General features: G+C 42.5%; 20 protein-coding genes. 9 read left to right on the forward strand and 11 right to left on the reverse strand.

From position 1 onward, the window contains the following. Nucleotides 1-332 precede the first annotated feature (332 nt). From DWX33_RS14210 to DWX33_RS14220, 3 genes are read right to left on the reverse strand one after another with little or no spacing between them, the layout of a single operon-like run. Nucleotides 333-1,442, reverse strand: coding sequence for a SusE domain-containing protein (locus tag DWX33_RS14210; RefSeq protein WP_005855818.1), 1,110 nt, complete (start codon nt 1,440-1,442; stop codon nt 333-335). Nucleotides 1,443-1,470: 28 nt separating this feature from the next. Next, nucleotides 1,471-3,018 (reverse strand): RagB/SusD family nutrient uptake outer membrane protein, encoded by a 1,548-nt coding sequence (locus DWX33_RS14215; protein WP_057326627.1) that lies wholly within the window; start codon nt 3,016-3,018, stop codon nt 1,471-1,473. Between the two features lie 20 nt (nt 3,019-3,038). Then, on the reverse strand, nt 3,039-6,008 hold the full coding sequence (locus DWX33_RS14220; protein ID WP_122380582.1) for a TonB-dependent receptor: 2,970 nt from the start codon (nt 6,006-6,008) through the stop codon (nt 3,039-3,041). A 200-nt stretch (nt 6,009-6,208) separates the two neighbouring features. Here DWX33_RS14220 and DWX33_RS14225 point away from each other — a divergent pair, with 200 nt between their 5' ends. Then, nucleotides 6,209-7,222, forward strand: a complete 1,014-nt coding sequence (locus tag DWX33_RS14225) for a LacI family DNA-binding transcriptional regulator (protein WP_005855821.1) — start codon at nt 6,209-6,211, stop codon at nt 7,220-7,222. Nucleotides 7,223-7,349: 127 nt separating this feature from the next. After that, the gene (locus tag DWX33_RS14230) at nt 7,350-8,714 is read left to right on the forward strand and encodes an MFS transporter (protein WP_005867995.1); all 1,365 of its coding nucleotides are present in this window, start codon (nt 7,350-7,352) and stop codon (nt 8,712-8,714) included. Nucleotides 8,715-8,860: 146 nt separating this feature from the next. On the opposite strand, the gene DWX33_RS14235 is transcribed toward DWX33_RS14230, so the two are convergent. Further along, nucleotides 8,861-9,055, reverse strand: coding sequence for a hypothetical protein (locus tag DWX33_RS14235; RefSeq protein WP_005855829.1), 195 nt, complete (start codon nt 9,053-9,055; stop codon nt 8,861-8,863). A gap of 393 nt (nt 9,056-9,448) precedes the next feature. Beyond that, complete coding sequence (locus tag DWX33_RS14245) at nt 9,449-9,850, reverse strand: hypothetical protein (protein ID WP_005867997.1); 402 nt, start codon at nt 9,848-9,850, stop codon at nt 9,449-9,451. Nucleotides 9,851-9,943: 93 nt separating this feature from the next. Here DWX33_RS14245 and DWX33_RS14250 point away from each other — a divergent pair, with 93 nt between their 5' ends. Further along, entirely contained in the window at nt 9,944-10,834 is an 891-nt protein-coding gene (locus tag DWX33_RS14250) for a 1,4-dihydroxy-2-naphthoate polyprenyltransferase (RefSeq protein ID WP_122144621.1), read from the forward strand. Here DWX33_RS14250 and DWX33_RS14255 read toward each other — a convergent pair. Further along, a complete protein-coding gene (locus DWX33_RS14255; protein ID WP_122144622.1) occupies nt 10,820-11,752 on the reverse strand; it encodes a DMT family transporter in 933 nt (310 codons plus the stop codon). The two genes, DWX33_RS14250 and DWX33_RS14255, sit on opposite strands and share 15 nt — an antisense overlap. Nucleotides 11,753-11,851: 99 nt before the next feature. On the opposite strand from DWX33_RS14255, the gene DWX33_RS14260 reads away from it, so the two are divergent. Further along, entirely contained in the window at nt 11,852-12,928 is a 1,077-nt protein-coding gene (locus tag DWX33_RS14260) for a linear amide C-N hydrolase (protein WP_081024217.1), read from the forward strand. 127 nt (nt 12,929-13,055) lie between these two features. Here the strand turns inward: DWX33_RS14260 and DWX33_RS14265 are convergent, their stop codons facing one another. The 5 genes from DWX33_RS14265 to DWX33_RS14285 all read right to left on the reverse strand — a co-directional run bounded on the left by DWX33_RS14265 (nt 13,056) and on the right by DWX33_RS14285 (nt 16,453). Then, the gene (locus DWX33_RS14265; protein WP_008771764.1) at nt 13,056-13,601 is read right to left on the reverse strand and encodes a DJ-1 family glyoxalase III; all 546 of its coding nucleotides are present in this window, start codon (nt 13,599-13,601) and stop codon (nt 13,056-13,058) included. A 9-nt stretch (nt 13,602-13,610) separates the two neighbouring features. Continuing rightward, complete coding sequence (locus tag DWX33_RS14270; RefSeq protein WP_008771765.1) at nt 13,611-14,465, reverse strand: energy transducer TonB; 855 nt, start codon at nt 14,463-14,465, stop codon at nt 13,611-13,613. Nucleotides 14,466-14,470: 5 nt separating this feature from the next. Continuing rightward, complete coding sequence (locus DWX33_RS14275; protein WP_005855860.1) at nt 14,471-14,881, reverse strand: biopolymer transporter ExbD; 411 nt, start codon at nt 14,879-14,881, stop codon at nt 14,471-14,473. Nucleotides 14,882-14,972: 91 nt separating this feature from the next. Beyond that, a complete protein-coding gene (locus DWX33_RS14280) occupies nt 14,973-15,683 on the reverse strand; it encodes a MotA/TolQ/ExbB proton channel family protein (RefSeq protein WP_005855862.1) in 711 nt (236 codons plus the stop codon). Between the two features lie 53 nt (nt 15,684-15,736). After that, nucleotides 15,737-16,453: a pyridoxine 5'-phosphate synthase gene (locus DWX33_RS14285; RefSeq protein WP_005855864.1), complete on the reverse strand. Its 717-nt coding sequence runs from the start codon at nt 16,451-16,453 to the stop codon at nt 15,737-15,739. 84 nt (nt 16,454-16,537) lie between these two features. Here DWX33_RS14285 and DWX33_RS14290 point away from each other — a divergent pair, with 84 nt between their 5' ends. The 5 genes from DWX33_RS14290 to DWX33_RS14310 all read left to right on the forward strand — a co-directional run bounded on the left by DWX33_RS14290 (nt 16,538) and on the right by DWX33_RS14310 (nt 21,567). Then, complete coding sequence (locus tag DWX33_RS14290) at nt 16,538-17,197, forward strand: CBS domain-containing protein (RefSeq protein ID WP_005855866.1); 660 nt, start codon at nt 16,538-16,540, stop codon at nt 17,195-17,197. Nucleotides 17,198-17,212: 15 nt separating this feature from the next. Next, nucleotides 17,213-18,088, forward strand: coding sequence for an NAD kinase (locus DWX33_RS14295; RefSeq protein WP_005855867.1), 876 nt, complete (start codon nt 17,213-17,215; stop codon nt 18,086-18,088). 245 nt (nt 18,089-18,333) lie between these two features. Beyond that, on the forward strand, nt 18,334-19,296 hold the full coding sequence (locus DWX33_RS14300; protein WP_009276344.1) for a glycosyltransferase family 2 protein: 963 nt from the start codon (nt 18,334-18,336) through the stop codon (nt 19,294-19,296). Between the two features lie 19 nt (nt 19,297-19,315). After that, on the forward strand, nt 19,316-20,005 hold the full coding sequence (locus DWX33_RS14305; RefSeq protein WP_057318863.1) for a hypothetical protein: 690 nt from the start codon (nt 19,316-19,318) through the stop codon (nt 20,003-20,005). A gap of 680 nt (nt 20,006-20,685) precedes the next feature. Further along, nucleotides 20,686-21,567, forward strand: a complete 882-nt coding sequence (locus DWX33_RS14310) for a helix-turn-helix domain-containing protein (RefSeq protein WP_121960891.1) — start codon at nt 20,686-20,688, stop codon at nt 21,565-21,567. The last annotated feature ends 5 nt before the right edge of the window (nt 21,568-21,572 follow it).

Genomic DNA, 21,572 nt, shown 5'->3' on the forward strand with positions numbered 1-21,572 from the left:
TAGAATTAAAGAATTTTCCCCCTGATTTATCGGGTGAGCCCCAATATGTACTATTAGAAGGAAACAAAAAAAGGCTATCCATCACGGACAGCCAATCTTCATTGTTAACCTTAAATCTAATACCATGAAAAACACAGTGCAAATATAGAGGTTTTATGTTATGTAGCATAACGAATAGTTTGGAAATCTCATTTGCTTAACGTGATTTAACAAAATCATGTTCTAAAACATATCTTTTGAGACATAATTCATAAACACAAGCGTTACTTTTATCTATTACCACCTTTACTTGACTTTTAAATCAAGTAAAGGATGGTAATTTAAGTAATGCCTTATTCGGCTAGTAGAATGATATGTTTCGTTAAGTCATTAAACTTGATAAAATAGGTACCGGCGGAAACCTTTACATTATCACCTCCGTCAAATTTGGCGAATTGTCCTTGTTTATCGTTCCACAAACTATTGCTGCCACCGAAGCTTACGGCCCAGTCATGATCCGCACGTAATTTCAAACCGCCATCGGACGGAATCTCTATTTTCTCGCCGATCCAGATGTGCTTGTCGTAACTAGCCTGTTGTAAATCTAGATCACCACCCCAATCATTGAAGTCTCCAATCAGGGAGATTTGTTTGTATTCGGTTGTCGCTCCTGTATAAGGTTCGATGCTGTATTTGTTACCAGCCAAGTCTAACGTGATCGTATAATAGCCATCCTGCGTGAAGCCTTCGATATTACCGCTACCGCCGTCATTGCTTAATGCTCCGTCGCTGTCGTAACCCCATTGAATGCCCCAATCACCCGGGGTTTGAATGATCTTGAATGCGCTACCGGCTTTTACGAAACCCGTGTAAGTGAATAACATATTATTAACATCGTCGTCGGCGAATATACGCATCGATGGGTCGTTATTGTTCCATCCGTTGTCGAATATGTCACCCACGAAATAAACTTGGGTACGGGCGCCACTATATGGAGTGATCGCCATGTTTACCGTGTTCGAATAAAGTTCGGGAACACTGTCGTTAATAAATGCTTTAAGACGGAAGTCCACATTATAAGCTACGGTAGGATTAACCATTCCCAAATTGTTCATGGCATCATTCAGCTCGAATGTCTTGATCAAGACTTTTTCGCCGGAACCGGTAGTCGGCAGCGACTCGAATTTCTCGAATTCAGTTCCTCCTTCACAGACTTGTACGGTATACGTTACACCTGCCGCAAAACCGTAATCCGGTTGTTCACAGGTAAAAATATCGATGATACTACTGGCATTTTCCGGCATTAAAGTATATGAGCTATTATTCGGAGCATTGAGGGTAAAAGATATATTATTACCTTCTGAGTCCTTTAGGTCATTGATAACCGGATCTTTATCGTCCGTGCAGGCAGAAAAAGCACAGATGCCCGCAAACACGATGGATAATATATTGACTTTATTCATAATTGTTACTTATTAATAGGTTTTACGATTAATAACCCGGATTTTGTTTCAAGTTACTGTTTGCCACGAGTTGGGTCGAAGGAATCGGTAACAATGAGAAGTGACTGGAGATTGAAGTACCTCCCGCTGTCTCGCCTTTCCAATCCCAAGTATAATTGGAGGTGAACTTATTGTAGCGGATCAAATCCGTACGGCGTTGCGCCTCAAAATAGAACTCACGGGCCTTCTCATCAAGCACAAAATCCAAAGTAAGATCGGTTGCCGTAATTTCCGTGGCTTTCGCTCTTTTCCGTAGTTGGTTAATAGCGCTTAAAGCGGCTTGTTTATCGCCTCCTGCCCGTAATGTGGCTTCGGCGAAGGTCAGATTAGCCTCGGCTAAACGGAACAATGGGAAATCCATATCCGGGAACTGCTGATTCGGATCGTGACCGATTTGTCCGGATTTCGTGATATTCTTGAATTTAGTTACAGAATAACCTTCTGTAAACTCGGTCGGCTTATTGATCTCGAATGTACGGTCTGTAGTCCAGAAAGAGGCACGTGTATCAGCTGTTTTCGATAAGTCTCCATCAGAAGCGAACTTTTTCACCAATGCCATGCGGGCACGGTTACCACCCCATGCTTCTTTAGTCCCGAAATCATCCAGTGCGTTCATGTCACCACTGATAAAGCTGGCGATAAAGAACAATCCGGACCAAGAGCGAGTCTGTACGCCATCATAACAAATCGGCAGGATCATCTCGGGAGAGGTGTTGTTATCTGCAAGGAAATTATCTCCATAATTAGGAGCCAGAGAGAAACCGGCGTCCATGACTTTCTTTGCGTATTCAGCGGCGGTAGACCATTGAGGGATACCTGTATATACTTCTGCGTTCAGATATAAGCGGGAAAGTAGCATCCATACGGCGGCTTGATCGGCACGTCCATATACATTTGCACGGGGAGCCTTCATTTGTGGCTCGATTTCTTTCAACTCTTTCTCTATATAGGTATAGAGATTCGCCCGGGTAATCCGTTCGGGGACATAGGTACCGATACCCGTGTTCTCATCAACGAACGGGACATTGCCATATAAATCAATCAAATAATAATAATCCAAGGCACGGATAAAACGAACTTCAGCACGCTGTGTAAGACTTTCCTCGTCATCCTTGCCCTCTGTCTGTATTAAGAAGTTATTACACTGAGCGATTTGGATGTACAGACGGTTGAACATATTCAATACCACACCGTTCGAGGCGGTAAACTTAGCGAAGTTCAAGGGATATACATCCACGTCGCCAGACCAAGCGCAAATCGCCTCGTCCGTAGGAAGCTCATTTAGGTTGAATAGCATACGCATCAAACCCGACGCTCCCTCATCCGTGTCGGCGATATCTCCTTGTCCGTCGGGACCTTTATTTCCTGTGATGGCTAATCCCGCATAGATCTTGGCGAAATTGGCGTTCTGATCGAACTCTACGTTTAGGTTCGGATCGATAGGCGTAACATCGAGATCACCTAGGCAAGAGGTGAAGTTTACGCTGAAAACCAGCGATAAAGCCGGTATTATATATTTAAAGAATTTCGTATTCATATAGATATCCTGATTTAAAATTAGAAGTTAAGACTTACACCGAGTATACCTACCAATGGGCGAGGATATACGTTCTTATCGATACCGAAGGTCTTATCAGCTGCGTTCGCTACCTCCGGATCCAATCCTTTATATTTCGTGATAACAAAAGGATTCTGTACGGTTCCGTAGATGCGTCCGCCCAATACGCCGAATAATTTGTTGAAAGAGTAACCCAACGTGATATTATCGCAGCGTAAGAAAGATGCGTTTTGTACATAATAATCGGACAATACGTTCATGTTCTGGAAATTCGTATCGAAAGCGGATAGCGGACGGTTGGATAGATAGCCTTTATTGTTAATACTACCTTCACTTAATGCCGCATTGGATGAGGCTACATTATTATATACATAGTTCCCTAGGTTGGAACGAAGTGAGAAACTGAAATCCCATGCTTTCCATACCAATTTAGAAGTAAAGCCCATCGTTACATCGGCCGCCGGTTTATGGCAGAAATAACGGTCCTCGTCATTGATCACGCCATCTCCGTTGCGGTCCACGTATAATCCTTCGATCGGATTTCCCTGTTGATCATATACCTGCTCGTATACATAGAATGAGTTCGCCGGGTGATTCACGCCTTGTGCCTGTATCATGGTCCCGGTACCACCTTCTACGGTTCCTGTCAATACGATGGATGAGGCGTCATCCTGTGCGGTTAGCTTCGTAATCTCGTTGTTGTTCCAAGCGACATTAAAGCCTAGGTCCCATTTCCAATCAGAGGTTGAGATCGCTTTAGCGTTGATGGAGAACTCAACACCTTGATTTCTCAAAGAACCGATATTGCTGACGATACGGTTCTTGAAGTTTGTTCCGGCCGGTACGTCGATCACATTGATCAAGTCCTTAGTTTCCCTGTAATAATAATCCAAGGATGAAGTGATACGGTTATCTAAGAATCCGAAGTCGAATCCGGCGTTCCAAGTAGTAGTCTCCTCCCATTTCAAGTTCGGGTTGTAACCGTCGGGACGGGCGATAGGAACAAATTGGTCGCCAAATTGATAGTAGGCTCCGTCTTGTCCTGCGAAATAAGTCGCCATATACGGGTAGTCTCCTTGCGAGATATCCTGTTGACCAGTAATACCATAACCCAAGCGTAGTTTTAAATCCGATACAGCGTCCACGTCTTTCATAAAGCTCTCTTCCTTGATCTTCCATCCTAAAGCCACGGAAGGGAACAATCCCCAACGGTTGTCTTTAGAGAAGCGGGAAGTGCCATCGTTACGTAAGGTAGCGGTGATAAGATAGCGATTCATGAATGAATAATTGACACGTCCGAAGAAAGAGATCAAATAACTTTCTGTCTTGAAAATATAAGAAGTCGGGTTATCTCCGTTCAAGTTATTGTATGCGTTCTCTGTGGAACGATGGAAATGTTGCCAAGAGTAACCAGCCATGATATCAAAATGATGCTTTTCATTGAAATCCTTAGCGTATTGCAAATAAAAATCCAATAGGTGATTGTATTTGTCGATCGTCTCATAACCTGTTTTGCCGTTATCCACGTAACCTAATGGAGATTCTTTCGGATAGTAAATATCTTGTGTACCGGTAGCCATATCCATACCTAAATTCAAGTTCGCACGTAATTCGGGAAGGAAATGGAATTTATAATCAACTTGGATATTACCGACCAAGTTTTTAGAATTAGCCTCTTCTTTTTTCTGTTGAAGCATCGCTACCGGGTTTTTTGTAGCGATTGAGATAAATTCACCGGCATTTTCCCAAGCGAAATAACCTCCGTATTTACTGTTGCCGTTCATGACTGGTTGAGTCGGGTCGAATGCGATTGCCGCTCCGATAGCTCCCGTATCGGCGAAACGATTATTTGAGATCATTCCCTTGGCGTTGAAGTTAATATTTAAATGATCTTCGAAGAAACTGGGAGCTAGGTTTACAGATCCAGTATAACGTTCGAACTTAGAGGTTTTCAATATACCATTTTGGTTTGTATATCCGACGGATACACGATAAGGCATATTATTCAAGCCTCCGGATACCGTGATATTATGATCGGTTCCCACTGCTGTACGGAAGATCTCTTTCTGCCAATCCGTATTTTCTTTTCCTAATAACTTAACGGCGCTTGATTCCGCCCCAAAACGATCCGTTACGAAATTACGATATTCGTCAGCTCCCATAACATCGATTGATTTGGTCTTCGTGCTGATAGAAACGTTTCCATCGTACGTAACCCGTGGGCGGGAGCCTTTTTCACCTTTCTTAGTGGTGATAAGAATCACACCGTTAGAGGCACGCGAACCATAGATCGCTGTGGCGGATGCGTCTTTTAATACGGTGAATGTTGCGATATCGTTCGGGTTGATCGTACTCAACGGGTTGGATACCCCTTTGATACCGTCATTGTCGATCGGAAGTCCATCGATAACGATCAGCGGGTTGTTGCTGGCCGATAAGGAAGAACCACCACGGATGCGGATACTGGCTCCCGAACCCGGAGCTCCACCGTCAGTCGTGATATTTACACCGGCGATTTTACCGTTGATCATATCGGTTGCGGTGGTGGTCAAACCCCGGTTCATCTTATCTGGCTTAATGGCCGTCACGGAACCGGTAGCGTCATCTTTCTTCACCGTACCATAACCGATTACGACAATCTCGTCCAATACTTCCGTATCTTCTTGTAATACGACAATTAAATTACTTTGTCCTTGGTTGATAATGTCTTGTGATTTGTAGCCTATGTAAGAAATACCGATCGTACTTCCTTTAGGCGCCGAGAGCATAAAGTTACCGTCGAAATCGGTAACAGTTCCATTCGTAGTTCCTTTTTCAAGGATACTAGCCCCAATGATGGGTTCACCTTTCGCATCTTTCACGTTGCCTTTGATCGTGACGTCTTGTGCGAAAACATTGCAGGAGAGAAACAATCCTATCAAGATAGATAAGATTACTCTTGCGTCGCAAGAATACATTTTTTGTTTCATGCATTAGACAGTTTAAGATTAATACTCTATTATATTTATTGAATTTTAGCCATAGTATATGAATGCAAATGTATGTTTATCAAACCTCTCATGTTGTTAAAATGTTTGTCGATACCCCTATAAATTTACGCAAACGTTCTCGCAAACGTTTGCATTATATGACCTAAATACATATCTTTGATTTTATAAAAAAGAGAACCATGAAAAAGCGTCAAATCACGATAAAGGATATAGCGAAAGCCTTGCATATTTCCCCGTCAACAGTCTCTCGGTCCTTGGCTGATCATCCGGATATCAGCCAAGAAACCAAGAATATAGTGAATGCTTACGCTCGTGAACATAAATATAAGCCCAATGCCTTAGCCTTGAGTTTACGGACAAATAATACGAAAACAATCGGTGTTATTTTACCGCAGATCGTACATTATTTCTTTTCTTCTGTTTTATCCGGTATAGAAGATGAGGCGGAAAAGGGAGGGTATCGTGTTATTATTTGTCAAAGTAATGAGAATTATGAGAAAGAAGTAAAAGGTGCGCAAGCTTTATTGGAAGCACGTGTTTGCGGTGTCTTGGCTTCTGTCGCTAAAACGACGACGATCTACAATCATTTCCAAGAACTAATCGATAGCGATATACCCATGGTGTTTTTCGATCGTATATGCACGGGGATCTTGACAGACCGGGTGGTCGTTGATGATTATGCCGGGGTTTGTTCCGCTGTTGAATACTTGATTCGTAGCGGTTGCCGGCGAATCGCCTTTTTCGGATCTCCTTCTCATTTAGCGATCTCTAATAATCGTAGGATGGGGTATGAGGATGCTTTGCGTAAAAATGGATTACCGGTGGATAAAGAGTTAATTAAGATTTGTGATAATTATACCGAGGCGCTTCGGTTGACCCCGGAATTATTGTCGTTGCCCAATCGTCCGGATGCGTTCTTCGCCGTAAATGATGAGACCGCTATTGGGGTGCTGAATGTTGTCAAGGCCAAAGGATTGAGGATACCCGATGAGGTTTCGATTTGTGGGTTTACGAATAATAGCTTAGCGGAAGTTAGCGATCCCCTGCTGACCTCCGTGGATCAACATGGTTATGAGTTGGGAGCTATCGCTATGCGTTTGCTGATAGAACGTTTGAATGGCGTGCGTGACGGGGATCGTATCGTGAGCAAGATTATCAAGACAAATCTGGTGGTGAGACAGTCTACCCGTTAAAAAAGTGGCTTCCGAAAACGTTTGCTTTACTTCTTTGCATGAATTTGAATAGGGACGACGTCCTGTTTCGGAATAATTCCGTATGTTTGTCACCAAACAAATAAATACCTTAAAAAACATAATTCTCATGAAAACAAAACCATTTTTGAGTTTTTGGCAAATTTGGAATCTAACTTTCGGTTTCTTGGGCATTCAATTCGGTTTCGCCCTTCAGAACGCAAATTCAAGTAGAATACTTCAAACCTATGGAGCGGATGTAGAGCAACTATCCTTATTTTGGTTAGCGGCTCCGCTGACAGGTATGATCATACAACCTATCATTGGTCATTATTCCGACCAAACTTGGTGCCGTTTAGGACGTCGGCGTCCGTTTTTTCTGGTAGGAGCTATCTTTACGACGATTGCCTTGATATTGATGCCGAATGCGGGATTGTTCTTGTCACCCGGTACAGAGACGGCTATTTTATCTCCCGTATTGATTGGTGCGGGTATGTTGATGATCATGGATGCTTCCATCAATGTAACGATGGAGCCTTTCCGTGCCTTGGTAGGGGATATGCTACCCGATGAGCAGCATACGACTGGCTTCTCGATCCAGACTTTCTTGATCGGCATCGGTGCTGTCGTTGGTTCCTTGTTGCCGAGTATTATGAATAAGGTGTTTGGTTTATCTAATACGGCGGTTGCTGGTGAGGTTGCCGATAATGTTAAATTCGCCTTTTATGCCGGTGCGGCGATTTTATTAGCGAGCGTATTATGGACAATTTTTAAGACAAAGGAATATTCCCCGGAAGAGATGGCTGAGTTTCGGCTTTCCGGTGGTGAGGTCATTGAAAAAAGGCGGGATAGCAATGGTTTTATGGAGATCATGCATGATATTTTTCATATGCCTAAAATAATGTTACAGTTAGGTTTATGCCAGTTTTTCGCTTGGTTTGCCTTGTATTCCATGTGGGTTTATTCTACGCCTGCTATCGCTGAACATGTATATGGGGCAACAGATCCTGCTTCCGCCGAATATGCGATGGCTGGCGATAAGGTAGGTGAGTTATTCAGTATCTATAATTTTGTGGCGATGTTATTCGCTTTATTATTGATCCCGATTGCCCGTCATTTAGGTCGGAAAATGACTCATGCCCTCTGTTTATGCCTAGGAGGGGCAGGGCTGGTTTCTCTCTATTTGTTGAATAGCACAGGAATGATGGTCTTTTCCATGATTGGCATCGGTATAGCGTGGGCAAGTATATTGGCGATGCCTTATGCTATTCTTTCCGATAGTCTTCCCGCTGATAAGATGGGTACTTATATGGGTATATTTAATTTCTTTATAACGATACCTCAGATCACGAATGGAATCATTCATGGATGGATTGTACGTAATGTTTATCATGGGCATGCCGTGTTCGCTTTGTTAACGGGAGGTGTTTTCTTGTTTTTCGCCGCTGCCGCAGTTAGTCTTGTCAAAGAGAAAAAGTTCAGTCGAAAAGTGTAAGGTATATAAGTCCGGTTTCCTGTTGTCAAGCGTAAAAACGCTATACCCAAGTCAAACAGCAAGTTATTATAATGTAGGTAGAAAAACGTATCTCAGATAATCCCGGGTCACCCCGGGACAACAACAGGAAACCAATGGACTAACTACTAAAAGGCTTCTTCCTCTTCCTTTTGGCGTGATCCTATGACGCGAAGAACTAACATCGCTACCGTAATCACACCGAGGGATCCCATGGTTACGTTTTTAGTAACCTCATTGTCAAATGTTGTAGTTCCGACTAATACCAATACGATAAATGAAACCATCATGATTGCATCAGCCAAATCTTTATTTATTCTCATGATCTTCTTATTTTTTTAGGATTCGATAATTGTTGTATTTTATTATTCTTTTTCCAAGACTTCCTCTTCCGATGACGTCCCGGTACTACTCAGTCCTTTCATTATGCCATATAGACCAACACATAGAGTGCCCATAACTACTACTAATTTAATATAGTCGTTAGGGATGATAGAACTGCATGCGAATACACAACCTGCGATTGTTAGAAGAACATAAAGATATATACGTATTTTACCTGATTTATTAGTTGTCATAATTGTAGTTTTTAATTGTTTATAATAATGTAAATGGGCAATAACTCCCCGGAAATATTGATTTAATAAATGCAATATTCCTGCCGATAAGACATATCAATGACTTACCGAAAGATACAAATATGAAACAATTAAAAACTAAATAATGAGTTTTCGTAGGGCAAAGACATGCTCTCCCATACGACACAGAAGTGTGGATAAATTTATGATCTGATAAGTGGATATATGTTGAGATACTCTATGAAGTTGATTTACTCCTCTCAAACGCATGTCTTGAAGGGATTTCTCCATATTTTTCCATATCCGTATTTCGATAGTGTTGTTTGTCGTTTGTGAAATCCTGCGGGGAGTTAAGCAGTTGCTGCTTTTCAGCTCGTTACTTAATACTTCGAAACGACGTTGGGCATCCGCCGTGTTTTTTTCTTTCATAACGGCCTCTTTAGTCGCAGACATAACCTCATCCATACTCTTTGTTCCTTCTTCGGGAGCAAACAGCATGAAGCTAATCAACAGACCTAATATGAATAGAAAATTCTTCATGGCGCAAATATACAAGTATTTCTTTAGATAATAACAACAGTATATGTTATTTGTTTTTTATTTTTGTAGTTATTTTAAGAATAAAACAATAGAATGGAGAATAACAGATCGAGAATTCAAGCTTGGTTAGAGGCGGCACGTCCGAAAACGTTGCCGGCATCATTTAGTCCGGTATTAGTTGGGTGTGCGCTGGCTTACAGGGATGGAGTATTTAAATTGGCTCCGGCGATCCTTTGTGTTTTGGTGGCTTTACTCGCCCAGATAGCCAGTAATTTTGCCAATGATTATTTTGATTTTAAGAAGGGGGCGGATAAGGAGGACCGGTTAGGCCCGGAGCGAGCGGTGGCTTCCGGTTGGATAACTCCTAAGGCAATGCTATGGGGGACTTTTATCACGTTGGGGCTTTCTTGTCTATGTGGCTGTTTCTTGTTGTTCTTTGCCGGCTGGGAGCTCATCGGTGTAGGAATTGCTATCGCGATTTGTGTCTTGGCTTATTCAGCAGGGCCGTTTCCTTTGGCTTATAACGGGCTGGGGGATGTGTGTGTCGTATTGTTTTATGGGATTATTCCGGTTTGTTTTACGTATTATGTACAAGCTTTATCGTTTTCCTTATTGTCATTCTTGCTTTCGTTGTCATTGGGGCTGTTGTCCGCTAATATTTTGATCGTGAATAATTACCGGGATTATGAGCAAGATAAGGCGGCTCGTAAACGGACTACGATTGTGCTATTCGGGCGTACGTTCGGGTTGTTAGCTTATTTGCTGAACGGTATATTGGCTGTCTTGATCACGCTGCCTTTATTGATGGATGCCTCACCTTGGCTTGTTTGTTTATTCGCGGCTTTTAGCGTGCTGTTTGCCGCCACATGGCTGGAGATGAAACACTATCAAGGCCGTGAGCTTAATAGAACTTTAGGGCATACGGCACGGAATGTATTTATCTATGCCGTATTGCTTTCGATTGTATTATTATTTGGTTCTTAAGATGTGCCGTGCTTTGAACAATCGCTTGGCCTCATGGAGACTTTTCTGTATGTATTTGGACAGGATAATCAATGTAACCGCTACGATAATCAGTAAGATTCCTAAAGCGAGGTGAGGGGTGAAAGGCTCTCCAAAGACTAAAACACCTACGCAGACGGCTGTCACGGGTTCTGTTGCTCCCAGTACGGAAGTTAGGGTGGAACCGATATGGTGTACGGCTTGTACCAATGTAATGTTAGATACTACGGTTGGCAAGAAGGCTAATAAGACGAGGTTAATAAAAGAGGGCAGGTCTGGAATGGGTTGGATTCCTGTTCCTGCCTGTGCTTTTATGAAAAATAAAGAGGTACTGACGATAAATACATAGAACGTAAGTTTTCGTCCCGGCATATCATGTACCCTCGATTTATTGACGGTTACGATATAGAGGGCATAAGCGACGGCGGAAAGTAATACGATGATTACGCCTAGCCCGTTTAATCGCATCTCTCCTCCATCAATGGATAGACGGGCTACTCCACAAATAGCGAGCCCGATCGCCAAGAGCGTAATCCATGATGTTTTTTCTTTGAATACAAACAGCATGAATAGGGTTACGAATATCGGATAGGTGAAATGTAGAGTCGTGGCGATTCCCGCCGCCATAAAATTATAGCCCCAAAACAGGAACATTGCCGAGCCTGTATAAAAAGCACCCAATAAAATCAATATCGGTAGGTTTCGCATCTCTGTTCTGAAAGATTCCTTTTTTGCTAGAAGCATACCCGATAAGGCGATGGCCGCGAATAAGAAACGATAGAACAATATCGAATCAAACCGCATACCCTTCTCCATAAGAGGCAATGTAAACAAAGGGATTAAACCGAATGTAACAGAAGTCGCTATTCCATAAGCGAAACCTTTTAGATTATTATTCATATTATACTTTTTGATAAAATGACCGCAAACATACGAAAAAGTCTTGAAATCTTGAAAACAACCTTCTCCTGTCGCTTGTTTTTATCAAAAATGATGTTTATGAGATATTTCTTTATTTTATTTGCGATTGCCGGCTTGCTTATTAATCCTTCCGCTGCAGAGGCTTGCACCGGTATTACCTTAAAAAGCAAGGACAGTACGACTATTGTAGCACGTACGATAGAATGGGGTGGAAGTAATTTGAACAGCCAGTATGTCGTGGTTCCAAGAGGATACACCGAACGATCGTATACTCCGAATGGGGTTGATGGAATGACTTTCACGGCACGTTATGGATATGTGGGCTTGGCAGTGGAGCAAAAGGAATTTATCGCTGAAGGACTCAATGAGGTTGGGTTATCGGCTGGATTGTTTTATTTTCCAAAGTACGGTGAATATGAGAAATATAATGCCGCAGTTCGGGATAAAAGTATCTCTGATCTGCAATTAGTGTCTTGGCTGTTGGGGGAATGTTCAAATGTAGAGGAGGTGAAAGAGGCTGTTAAGAAAGTGCATGTTATCAATATAGATCCCCGTGCGTCTACCGTTCATTGGCGGTTTGCCGAGCCGTCGGGGCGTCAACTGGTTCTTGAGATTATTAAGGGTGAGCTACACTTCTATGAGAATACGTTAGGAGTTCTGACTAATTCTCCCAGTTTCGAGTGGCATCTGACGAACCTGAATAATTATGTTAATCTTTTCCCGGGTACGGCCCCCAATCAACAATTAGGAAATATCGAGTTGTCTTCATTTGGTGCGGGAAGCGGTTTCCTTGGGATTCCGGGCGACGTAACTCCACCGTCACGTTTCGTTCGTGCGGCTTTTTACCAAGCTTCGGCCCCACAACAAGAAACCGCATTGGAAACGGTCTTCCAGTGTTTCCAGATATTGAATAATTTTGATATTCCCGTAGGGATCGAATTCCCATTAGGGCAAGTACCTTGCGACATACCGAGCGCTACTCAATGGACTTCGGTTACGGATATGCGAAACCATGTGATTTATTACCGTACGATGTACAATAGCGTTATTCGGAATATAGATTTACGTTCCATTGATTTCTCCACGGTTCGTTATCGTGCGGTATCCATGGATGGGACGAAGCGACAAGCGGTTGAAACGATCAAAATAGAATAGGGCAGGGAGCTCTTTGGGGGATATCTCGTAAGTCAATAGGATAGGTGATAAAACTCAATGGAATAGGAAACATAACTCAATGGATTACGTTCCCTATTCTATTGGGTTTCGACTGATGATCTAAATCTTATAATAGTAATCCGGCCGCAACTTCCTCCGCAACCGCGTCACCTTTTAGTACAGATACTAAAGCTAGGCCAAAATTGAATACCAAGCCCGGTCCTCTACCGGTTACCACATTTCCATCTACCTCGACAGCCTCGCCTGTTACCGTGGCACCAATCAATTTCGGTTCGAACCCGGGGTAGCAAGTCGCTTTACGGCCTTTTAATAAGCCAAGGCCGCCCAATACCATCGGGGCGGCGCAGATAGCGGCTACGATACCTCCTTGGCGATATTGTTGCAATAAGGCCTCCTTTACCGCCTCAGACTCGTTTAGATTGGATGCTCCGGGCATACCTCCCGGTAAGATCAAGGCGTCTATACCTGAAAAATCAGTTTCGGAAAGTAGGGCATCTGCCATATATTCCATATGATGGGCACCCACCACTTTACGGTCGTCTGTGATGGAGACTGTTTTCGTGTCTATACCTCCGCGACGCAAAATGTCTACGGTTCCCGTGGCTTCCATTTCCTCGAAGCCATTCGCTAAGAATACGATCGCTTTCTTCATAAGATTCAATTATTTAAATTTGTACACGTAAGTAATAGTACCACTCTGGTTATTAGCGCCGCTGATACTGTTGAACTTCGCCTTTCGAGCTGCGTCCAAAGCGCTTTTACGCATGGAGGCGTTGTCGATATTAGTTCCCCGGCCTACCTCGGCAAATATAACGTTGCCTTTCGGATCTACGGTTATATTGATAACAATACGCCCCTCCTCTTGGATCGTGTAAGCGGGACGGGGGAGACCTCCGGCACCAATGGAACGGCCGTTCAAATTAAATGATCCGTAACCGCCTACGCCTTCATTAGCCCCGTGATCAGAGTTACCGAACGGACTTCCTTGGTTACCGGTTCCGCTTTCAGCGTCGCCTTGGCTGTTACCCTCGGCGTTTCCCATACCAAAAGCTCCGGCCACCTTGTTGCTAATGGCCTGTTCCTTCTTGCGGCGTTCCTCGGCCAGACGCTTCTTCTCGGCTTCTTCCCGGCGGATACGTTCTTTCTCCTCCTCTTCTTTCCGTTTCTTCTCAGCCTCTTGTTTCTTGCGTTTCTCTTCCTCTTTCTTCTTTTTAGCGTCCTCAAGGGCTACGCTTTCCTCGATATCTTGAGTGATGAGTTCCTGCTTGGGTGTTTCCACTTGCGGCTCCGGTACGGGAGGAGGGGGAGTGGTCGTTTCCTGAGGCGGTTCTTGCCCGGTATACTTAGGCTCGAACATTCCGGCGGCGGCATCTACATTCCCGAAATTAACGAGTACACCCCCGTCTTCATCCGGTACCTCGGTTTTCAATACGGTAAACCAAAGTATCAGTAGAATGACACCGTGAAAAGCAACGGTACCGATCAAACTGTATATGTCATCCTTATTCAGTCTCATATCTGTTATTTCTGCGGACGGGTAGCAAGCACCATCTTGAATTTATTCTCGTTCGCTATATTCAGTATCTTTACAATCTCTTTGTAAGGCACGGTCTCGTCGGCATATAAGGCGACGAACATCTCCGGTTCCTTCGCGTAACTATCTTGCAAGAAAGGAGTGATCTCATCAAATGAGACCTGTACCTCTTTTTGCTTTCCAAATGCCACGTAGTAATTCAAGTTTGCGTCTATCGTTACCCTCGTAAGAGGTTTCGCCGCTGTCTGCTTTTGCGCTTGCGGCAAGGTAACCTTGATGGCGTTCGGGATTACTACGGTAGAGGTAACCATGAAGAAGATCAGCAAGAGGAATATGACGTCGGTCATAGAGGCCATGCTGAACGCTTCGTTTACCTTTGTTCTTCTTTTTAGAGCCATAATTTTTTATAATTGAAAATTGAAAATGGAGAATTGAAAATTAAATAGAGGAGAGTTGGCTCATTTTTAATTTTCAATTCTCCATTTTCAATTAATTAGCCGGTTCATTTAATAAATCCATGAATTCCATCGTACGAGCCTCCATCTTGTTCACGACGTTATCTACTTGAGATACCAGATAGTTGTACGCGAACAATGTAATAATACCAACAACCAGACCACCAACAGTTGTTACCAAGGCCTCATAGATACCACCGGATAATAAGGAGACATCAACATTGGTGCCTGCGTTTGCCATATCGAAGAAAGCACGTACCATACCGGTTACCGTCCCAAGGAAACCAAGCATGGGAGCTCCGGCGGCGGTCGTCGCGATCAAGGGGAAACCTTTTTCCAGTTTAGCGATCTCCAAATTTCCGACATTCTCGATCGCTACGAGTACATCGTTCATCGGACGGCCCAAACGGGTAATACCTTTCTCGATCATACGGGCGGAAGGCGTGTTGGTGCTCCTGCATAAATTGAGAGCCGAGTCCACTTTTCCCTCGTGAATATAGTCTTTGATACGATTCATGAACGTCTCGTCTTCTTTTCCCGCACGGCGAATGATGATCAGACGTTGAACAAAAATATAAATAGCCATCAGAGAGAGCAGTAACAATACCACCATAATCCAACCTCCCTTAAAGGCAAGGTCTATCACATTGATTTCCGCTTCCGTAGGAAGGGTTACAGCCGTTAAATCCGGCATTTGATCTGCCGCCTGAGAGCCCACGGCCTGTAGTGAAAGTAAAATACTCATCGTTTCGAATTATGAATTATAATTTATGATTTATAACTATAAACTGTCACTTGTCAACTATTCAAGCATGCCTTGTATAAAGCGATCGTCTCTTGCAAACCATGGTAGAGCGCATCACAAATCAAGGCATGGCCGATAGAAACCTCCTCCAGCCAAGGGATATTCTTGTTGAAGAAAGCCAGATTTTCTAAGTTCAAATCGTGTCCGGCATTTACGCCTAATCCTAAGTTTTTAGCTAATTGCGCGGCCTCGACAAAAGGAGCGATCGCTTTGTCACGATCTTCCGGATAATAGGTCGCATAAGGTTCCGTATATAATTCAATACGGTCCGTACCTGTTTTCGCCGCTAGTTCGATATTCGCCAAGTCTGTTCCGACGAAGATGGATGTACGGATTCCTTGTGAGGTAAAGGTGTCTACCAATTCGCTTAAGTAATCGAAATTGTCCTTTACGTTCCAACCTGAGTTCGACGTGATGGCATCCGGAGCATCCGGAACCAGTGTGACTTGGGTCGGTTTTACCTTCAATACCAAGTCGATGAATTTATCACAAGGATAGCCTTCTATGTTAAATTCTGTCCGGATAAGAGGTTTTAGTCCATAAACATCGCTATAGCGTATGTGTCGTTCATCCGGACGGGGATGAACCGTAATTCCTTGTGCCCCGAATAATTCACAGTCTTGCGCTACTTTCAGCACGTTTGGCATATTGCCACCTCTCGCATTACGAATAGTAGCAACCTTGTTAATGTTTACACTTAAATTTGTCATTGTATATCGTATATCTTTTTTCTTTCATTACATTTGCACAAAAGTATCGGCAAATTTAGCAGGATTTAGGGAATTAACAGAATAATGTTGGTGAAAGATTTCATAACAAAGGAAATTCCGGTGTTAAAAAGTTTTGACACAGCGGAATATGCGTTGGCGTTAATGGAGGATTTTAAACTCAAGCATCTTCCGTTATTGAGTGATAGCGCATACCAGTGTTTAGTGTCGGAAAAAGACTTATTGGCGCTGCCGGATCCTTCGGCTACGATCGGTGAGCCGGTTTTATTCGCTCCGGCGATTTCGGAAAATAGACATTTACATGAAGCGTTGGCAATGATAACCCGATATGGATTGAGCCTGTTGCCTGTGGTTTCCGTGGACGGAACTTATTTGGGGGCGATTACCCGGGATCGTTTGGTGGATGCTTTATCCGAGCTATGTAATGCGGAGGCGGCTGGAAGCGTGATCGTATTGGAAATGATGCCACAGGATTATTCATTAACGGATATCGCCCGTTTGGTAGAGGCGAATAATGCCCATGTCCTTAATTTGCTATCCCATCAAGATAAAGATACGGGCCGTCTGCTTATAACCCTTAAGATCGATTTGGAAGATGCCTCTCCCGTGATCCGTAGTTTCGAGCGTTTCAATTATACGGTGCTTTATCATTTTATGGAGAAGGGGATGGTGGATGATATGTTGCGGCAGCGGATGAATGAGTTATTACATTATATGAATATGTAAAGTAAGGAGCGTAAAATGAAAGTTGGAATATTTGGAAGTGAATATCAGATCGAGAGACAGAATCTGATTAAACGCCTGTTTGAGAAGCTTCGTGAACAAGAGGCTGATATTTATGTGGACAGCCCTTTTTATACATTCCTTACCGATGCTTTTGGTTTTGAGCCAGTGGTGAGCGGGCTATTAGTGGGTGATGAGTTTGATCTGGATATAGCCCTTAGCGTGGGAGGAGATGGTACGTTCCTTCGTACGGCGGCCCGGGTAAATAAACAGGATATCCCTATTTTAGGCATTAATACCGGACGGCTGGGTTTCCTTGCGGATGTCAGCAGTAATGAGGTTGAGGATACGCTGGATGAGATTTTTAAGAATTACTATAAGGTAGAGGAACGAACCCTCTTGCGTTTATATACGGAAGACCGTGCGTTTCGCGGATATAATTATGCCTTGAACGAGATCGCCGTGCTGAAGCGTGATAGTTCCTCGATGATTACGATTCATACATTCTTGAATGGGGAATATCTGACTTCTTATCAGGCGGATGGTTTGGTAGTGGCTACACCTACCGGCTCCACGGCCTATTCGATGAGCGTAAATGGGCCGATTATCGTCCCGCAAAGTAATAGCATTGTCTTGAGTCCGGTCGCTCCGCATTCCTTGAACGTGCGTCCGTTGGTGATTCCGGATTCAGATATAATAACGCTTCGGGTAGAGAGCCGGAATAAATATTTTCTGATCTCTTTGGATGGACGTTCGGAAATATTCCCGGCAGGTATCGAATTAAAGATGAGCAAGGCCGATTATACGACGAAAGTCATCAAGCGCTATAACCATACTTTTTATCAGACGCTTCGGGAAAAATTAATGTGGGGGGCAGATGTGCGAATGAAATAATATTGTGTGCGTCCAGTCTTTGTCCAAATAGTAGCGGGTAGTATTGTGTTTTGTAAGCTATTGATAAATAGACTATTCCGTATGAATGAACTGAACGTATCTTATGTCTTTTGTCCAGTTTTTCTATTATGGGGTAAAAAATAGGCGGTATTCGATGTCCAGCTATGTCCTCTATTTGTCCAGTGCCCTTTTTTGATACACGCTTTTTAACTCTTTACTTTTGTCGGCAGATTAAATCTAGCTTAATGGAAGTATTTTCAATTATTATTCCTGTCTACAATCGTCCGGAGGAGATAGACGATTTATTAAACAGCCTTACCCGGCAGACATATGTACATTTTGAGGTTATCGTAGTGGACGACGGTTCTTCTATACCTTGTGAGCCCGTAGTCAATGCCTATAATGACCGCTTGAGGATTCGCTATTTCTATATAGAGAATTCAGGCCCGGGCTTGGCTCGCAATCAAGGGGTACGTTATGCGGAAGGAGAGATCGTGATTGTCTTGGATTCGGATTGTATCGTTCCGGCCAGCTATCTGGAACAAGTACACGAGTCCTTGATGCGTTATAAGGTGGATGCCTTTGGTGGTGCCGACAGGGCGCATTCTTCTTTTTCCGCTATACAAAAAGCGGTCAATTACTCGATGACTTCTTTCTTTACGACAGGAGGGATCCGAGGAAGCCGGAGACATTTGGATACATTCTATCCTCGGAGTTTTAATATGGGAATGCGGAAAGAGGTGTATGAAGCCTTGGGTGGTTTCTCTGATATGCGTTATGGAGAGGATATAGATTTTAGTATCCGGATTTTTGCGGCAGGCTATAAATGCCGTTATTTTCCGGGCGCTTGGGTCTATCATAAGCGAAGAACAAATTTCGTCCAGTTTTTCCGGCAAGTATGGCATTCGGGGTACGCTAGGATTATCTTGTACCAGAAGTACCCGGAATCATTGAAATGGGTACATTGCCTGCCGGCCTTATTTGTGGTAGGTCTGCTGGGGGTATGTATTTCCGCTTTTTTCGTTCCAAAGGTATGGGGGCTATTGTTATTTTATATTTCGCTGATCTTTTTTGACGCTTTAGTGAGAAATAAGAACGGAATCGTTGCGTTGTTATCTATCATAGCGGCTTTTGTCCAATTGATCGGATATGGGACAGGCTTTTTGGAAGCGATTTGGAGAGAGGGAATTCTAAGAAAGAAGTATTAAGATAATAAATACTATTTATATGAAGTTTGCGCTGCACACATCTACTGCCATAAGCTCGGTTCTAAAGGAGCCGGAGCATTTCTATGTAGATATTTATTATCTGATCATTTTAATCATCGTTACTTTTGCCCTACTTTTATTATCTTTTTTGCGTTATCACCTTTATAAGACAAAAAAGGAGAAAGAACTGAGAGAAATAGCGAGTCTTGTGGATAAAAATGAAATCTTGATACAACGTTATAGTCGTGAGATGTCGCACATCAAGGAGCAATTGGAAGCGAAGGAGAAATGCTTGATGGAATACCAGCATGCGGCTCAGTGGAAAGCGCATCGTGACGTGGAATCCTTGATCAAGGAAAAGGAACGTTTGGCGAAGTGTTTGCTGGAACAGTTGGATACGTTCAAGAAGTTGAAGATACTTTCTAAATCGGAAACGATATTGCCGGATTCGGATTGGAGAAACTTGATCGAGATCGTAAATACTCTTTATGATGATTTTATAAGTCGTTTACGTGTCGCTTATCCGGATTTGACGGAGGATGCCATTCGTTTTTGTTGCTTGATCAAATTGCGGCTAACCTCGGCGGAGCTGATGTCAGTCTTGAATGTGACGAAGGATGCTATCTATAAACGCAAATTTCGTTTGAAAAAAGAATTGATGCCAGATGATGATACTCGTTCCCTCGACGATTTCTTGGGAAGCTATTAGATCTGAACGAATAGTTTTCTTGTTAATAACTATGTTTTAGGGCATGATTTCGTTAAATCGAGTTAAGCGAATGAATTTTGCAAATAATTCAGTATGCTACATAACATAAAACCACCTATATTTGTACTGTGTTTTTCATGGTATTAGATTTAAGGTTAACAATTGAGATTGGCTGTCCGTGACGGATAGCCTTTTTTTGTATAGAGGCATGAATACACGAATTTTTGAGAACACTGCTTAAGCGCCCCTTTCCGAGGGTAACATCCATACTTTCAAAGTAAGCTAATTTCATCGGCAAAGTAAGTTAACTTGCTTTGGTATTTCAGCTAACTTACTTTGTCAATGAAGCTAATTGTATTTTTATGATCTTTTTCGGTTATTCTTTGTCTGTTTCGATTTTGTATACAATTGATGTGTTTTTGTACGCTTTTAGTTTAGTTATGCATTTAATAGTCAATTTTTTATTATATAATTTTGTCTTGTGTTTTTTTATGATTTCCTTGGTTAGCTGTTAGCACCAATTGATATATAAGGTTTGATGGCTAATAGAAGAGGGGGTAAGGAAAGAAAAATATCAAACGAATATACTTGGGACCTTAACGGACAGAACAAAATATAATATTATTCTGTTGATTGTTGTTGGAGGTAAGATTTCGTATTCCCTTAATTTATAAGAGTATATGCAAGAGAATAGGTATAATACATGTGATCGTTTTTTAGGCGGATTAGAAAAAGACTTTATTATTACGGAACAGATTGAAGATAGTCCATTGACTTCAGAGCCTTCTTTTTTGGATTACGGGATAATAGCAGTATGTAATAGAGGTAGTGCGATCATTCATTTGCTTGAAAATAAGCATGTATGGAATAAGAATGAATTGATTTTCTTATTTCCGAGACAGTTATGCTCAATGCGGAACGTGAGTGAGGACTTCTCGGCGAAGTTTATCATCATACCACATGTACTACATGGGGATGTATTAAGTTCCTTACGTCATTTTGATCCGGGATTTCATTTTTTCGTGAAGGATCATTTTTACTATAATATAGAGGATAATAATGGTATTGAGCGTTTTCAATCATTTTGCAAATTGATAGAGAATGAGCTTGAGCGGTATCGGGGTAATGGGCTTCTGAGGGAGCGGATTATATGTTACTTGGGGATTTTTTACATGGATGTTTACGACTATTATGTGAAAGTGCGTAAGAAAATCCCTTTCAGGACTAGTTTGAGAAAAGAGCAATTGATCTATGATTTCTGTAGTCTCGTGGCAGAGAATTTCAAGAATCACAAGAATGTCGGATTTTATGCGGATAAATTGAATATAACGACAACTTATTTAAGTGCGATCATGAATGAAAGGTGTGGCATTTCAGCCAAGGAGTTTTTATCTATCTATATAGTGTTAGAGGTAAAGTCGTTGCTACGTGACTCTCGATTAAATATACAGGAGATCGCTATATTGACTAATTTTCCGTCTCAATCGACATTGAATCGCTTTTTTCGTCAACGGACGGGAATGACTCTTTCTCAATATCGAAAACATATATTTTCAACATGATTATG

The organism is Parabacteroides sp. AF19-14 (assembly GCF_003635485.1).
In the GTDB taxonomy this organism is placed as follows: Bacteria; Bacteroidota; Bacteroidia; order Bacteroidales; family Tannerellaceae; genus Parabacteroides; species Parabacteroides distasonis.

Coding starts and splice junctions, on each gene's coding strand:
- DWX33_RS14210 (WP_005855818.1), bottom strand. CDS start 1,442: ATGAATAAAGTCAATATATTATCCATCGTGTTTGCGGGCATCTGTGCT.
- DWX33_RS14215 (WP_057326627.1), bottom strand. CDS start 3,018: ATGAATACGAAATTCTTTAAATATATAATACCGGCTTTATCGCTGGTT.
- DWX33_RS14220 (WP_122380582.1), bottom strand. CDS start 6,008: ATGAAACAAAAAATGTATTCTTGCGACGCAAGAGTAATCTTATCTATC.
- DWX33_RS14225 (WP_005855821.1), top strand. CDS start 6,209: ATGAAAAAGCGTCAAATCACGATAAAGGATATAGCGAAAGCCTTGCAT.
- DWX33_RS14230 (WP_005867995.1), top strand. CDS start 7,350: ATGAAAACAAAACCATTTTTGAGTTTTTGGCAAATTTGGAATCTAACT.
- DWX33_RS14235 (WP_005855829.1), bottom strand. CDS start 9,055: ATGAGAATAAATAAAGATTTGGCTGATGCAATCATGATGGTTTCATTT.
- DWX33_RS14245 (WP_005867997.1), bottom strand. CDS start 9,850: ATGAAGAATTTTCTATTCATATTAGGTCTGTTGATTAGCTTCATGCTG.
- DWX33_RS14250 (WP_122144621.1), top strand. CDS start 9,944: ATGGAGAATAACAGATCGAGAATTCAAGCTTGGTTAGAGGCGGCACGT.
- DWX33_RS14255 (WP_122144622.1), bottom strand. CDS start 11,752: ATGAATAATAATCTAAAAGGTTTCGCTTATGGAATAGCGACTTCTGTT.
- DWX33_RS14260 (WP_081024217.1), top strand. CDS start 11,852: ATGAGATATTTCTTTATTTTATTTGCGATTGCCGGCTTGCTTATTAAT.
- DWX33_RS14265 (WP_008771764.1), bottom strand. CDS start 13,601: ATGAAGAAAGCGATCGTATTCTTAGCGAATGGCTTCGAGGAAATGGAA.
- DWX33_RS14270 (WP_008771765.1), bottom strand. CDS start 14,465: ATGAGACTGAATAAGGATGACATATACAGTTTGATCGGTACCGTTGCT.
- DWX33_RS14275 (WP_005855860.1), bottom strand. CDS start 14,881: ATGGCTCTAAAAAGAAGAACAAAGGTAAACGAAGCGTTCAGCATGGCC.
- DWX33_RS14280 (WP_005855862.1), bottom strand. CDS start 15,683: ATGAGTATTTTACTTTCACTACAGGCCGTGGGCTCTCAGGCGGCAGAT.
- DWX33_RS14285 (WP_005855864.1), bottom strand. CDS start 16,453: ATGACAAATTTAAGTGTAAACATTAACAAGGTTGCTACTATTCGTAAT.
- DWX33_RS14290 (WP_005855866.1), top strand. CDS start 16,538: ATGTTGGTGAAAGATTTCATAACAAAGGAAATTCCGGTGTTAAAAAGT.
- DWX33_RS14295 (WP_005855867.1), top strand. CDS start 17,213: ATGAAAGTTGGAATATTTGGAAGTGAATATCAGATCGAGAGACAGAAT.
- DWX33_RS14300 (WP_009276344.1), top strand. CDS start 18,334: ATGGAAGTATTTTCAATTATTATTCCTGTCTACAATCGTCCGGAGGAG.
- DWX33_RS14305 (WP_057318863.1), top strand. CDS start 19,316: ATGAAGTTTGCGCTGCACACATCTACTGCCATAAGCTCGGTTCTAAAG.
- DWX33_RS14310 (WP_121960891.1), top strand. CDS start 20,686: ATGCAAGAGAATAGGTATAATACATGTGATCGTTTTTTAGGCGGATTA.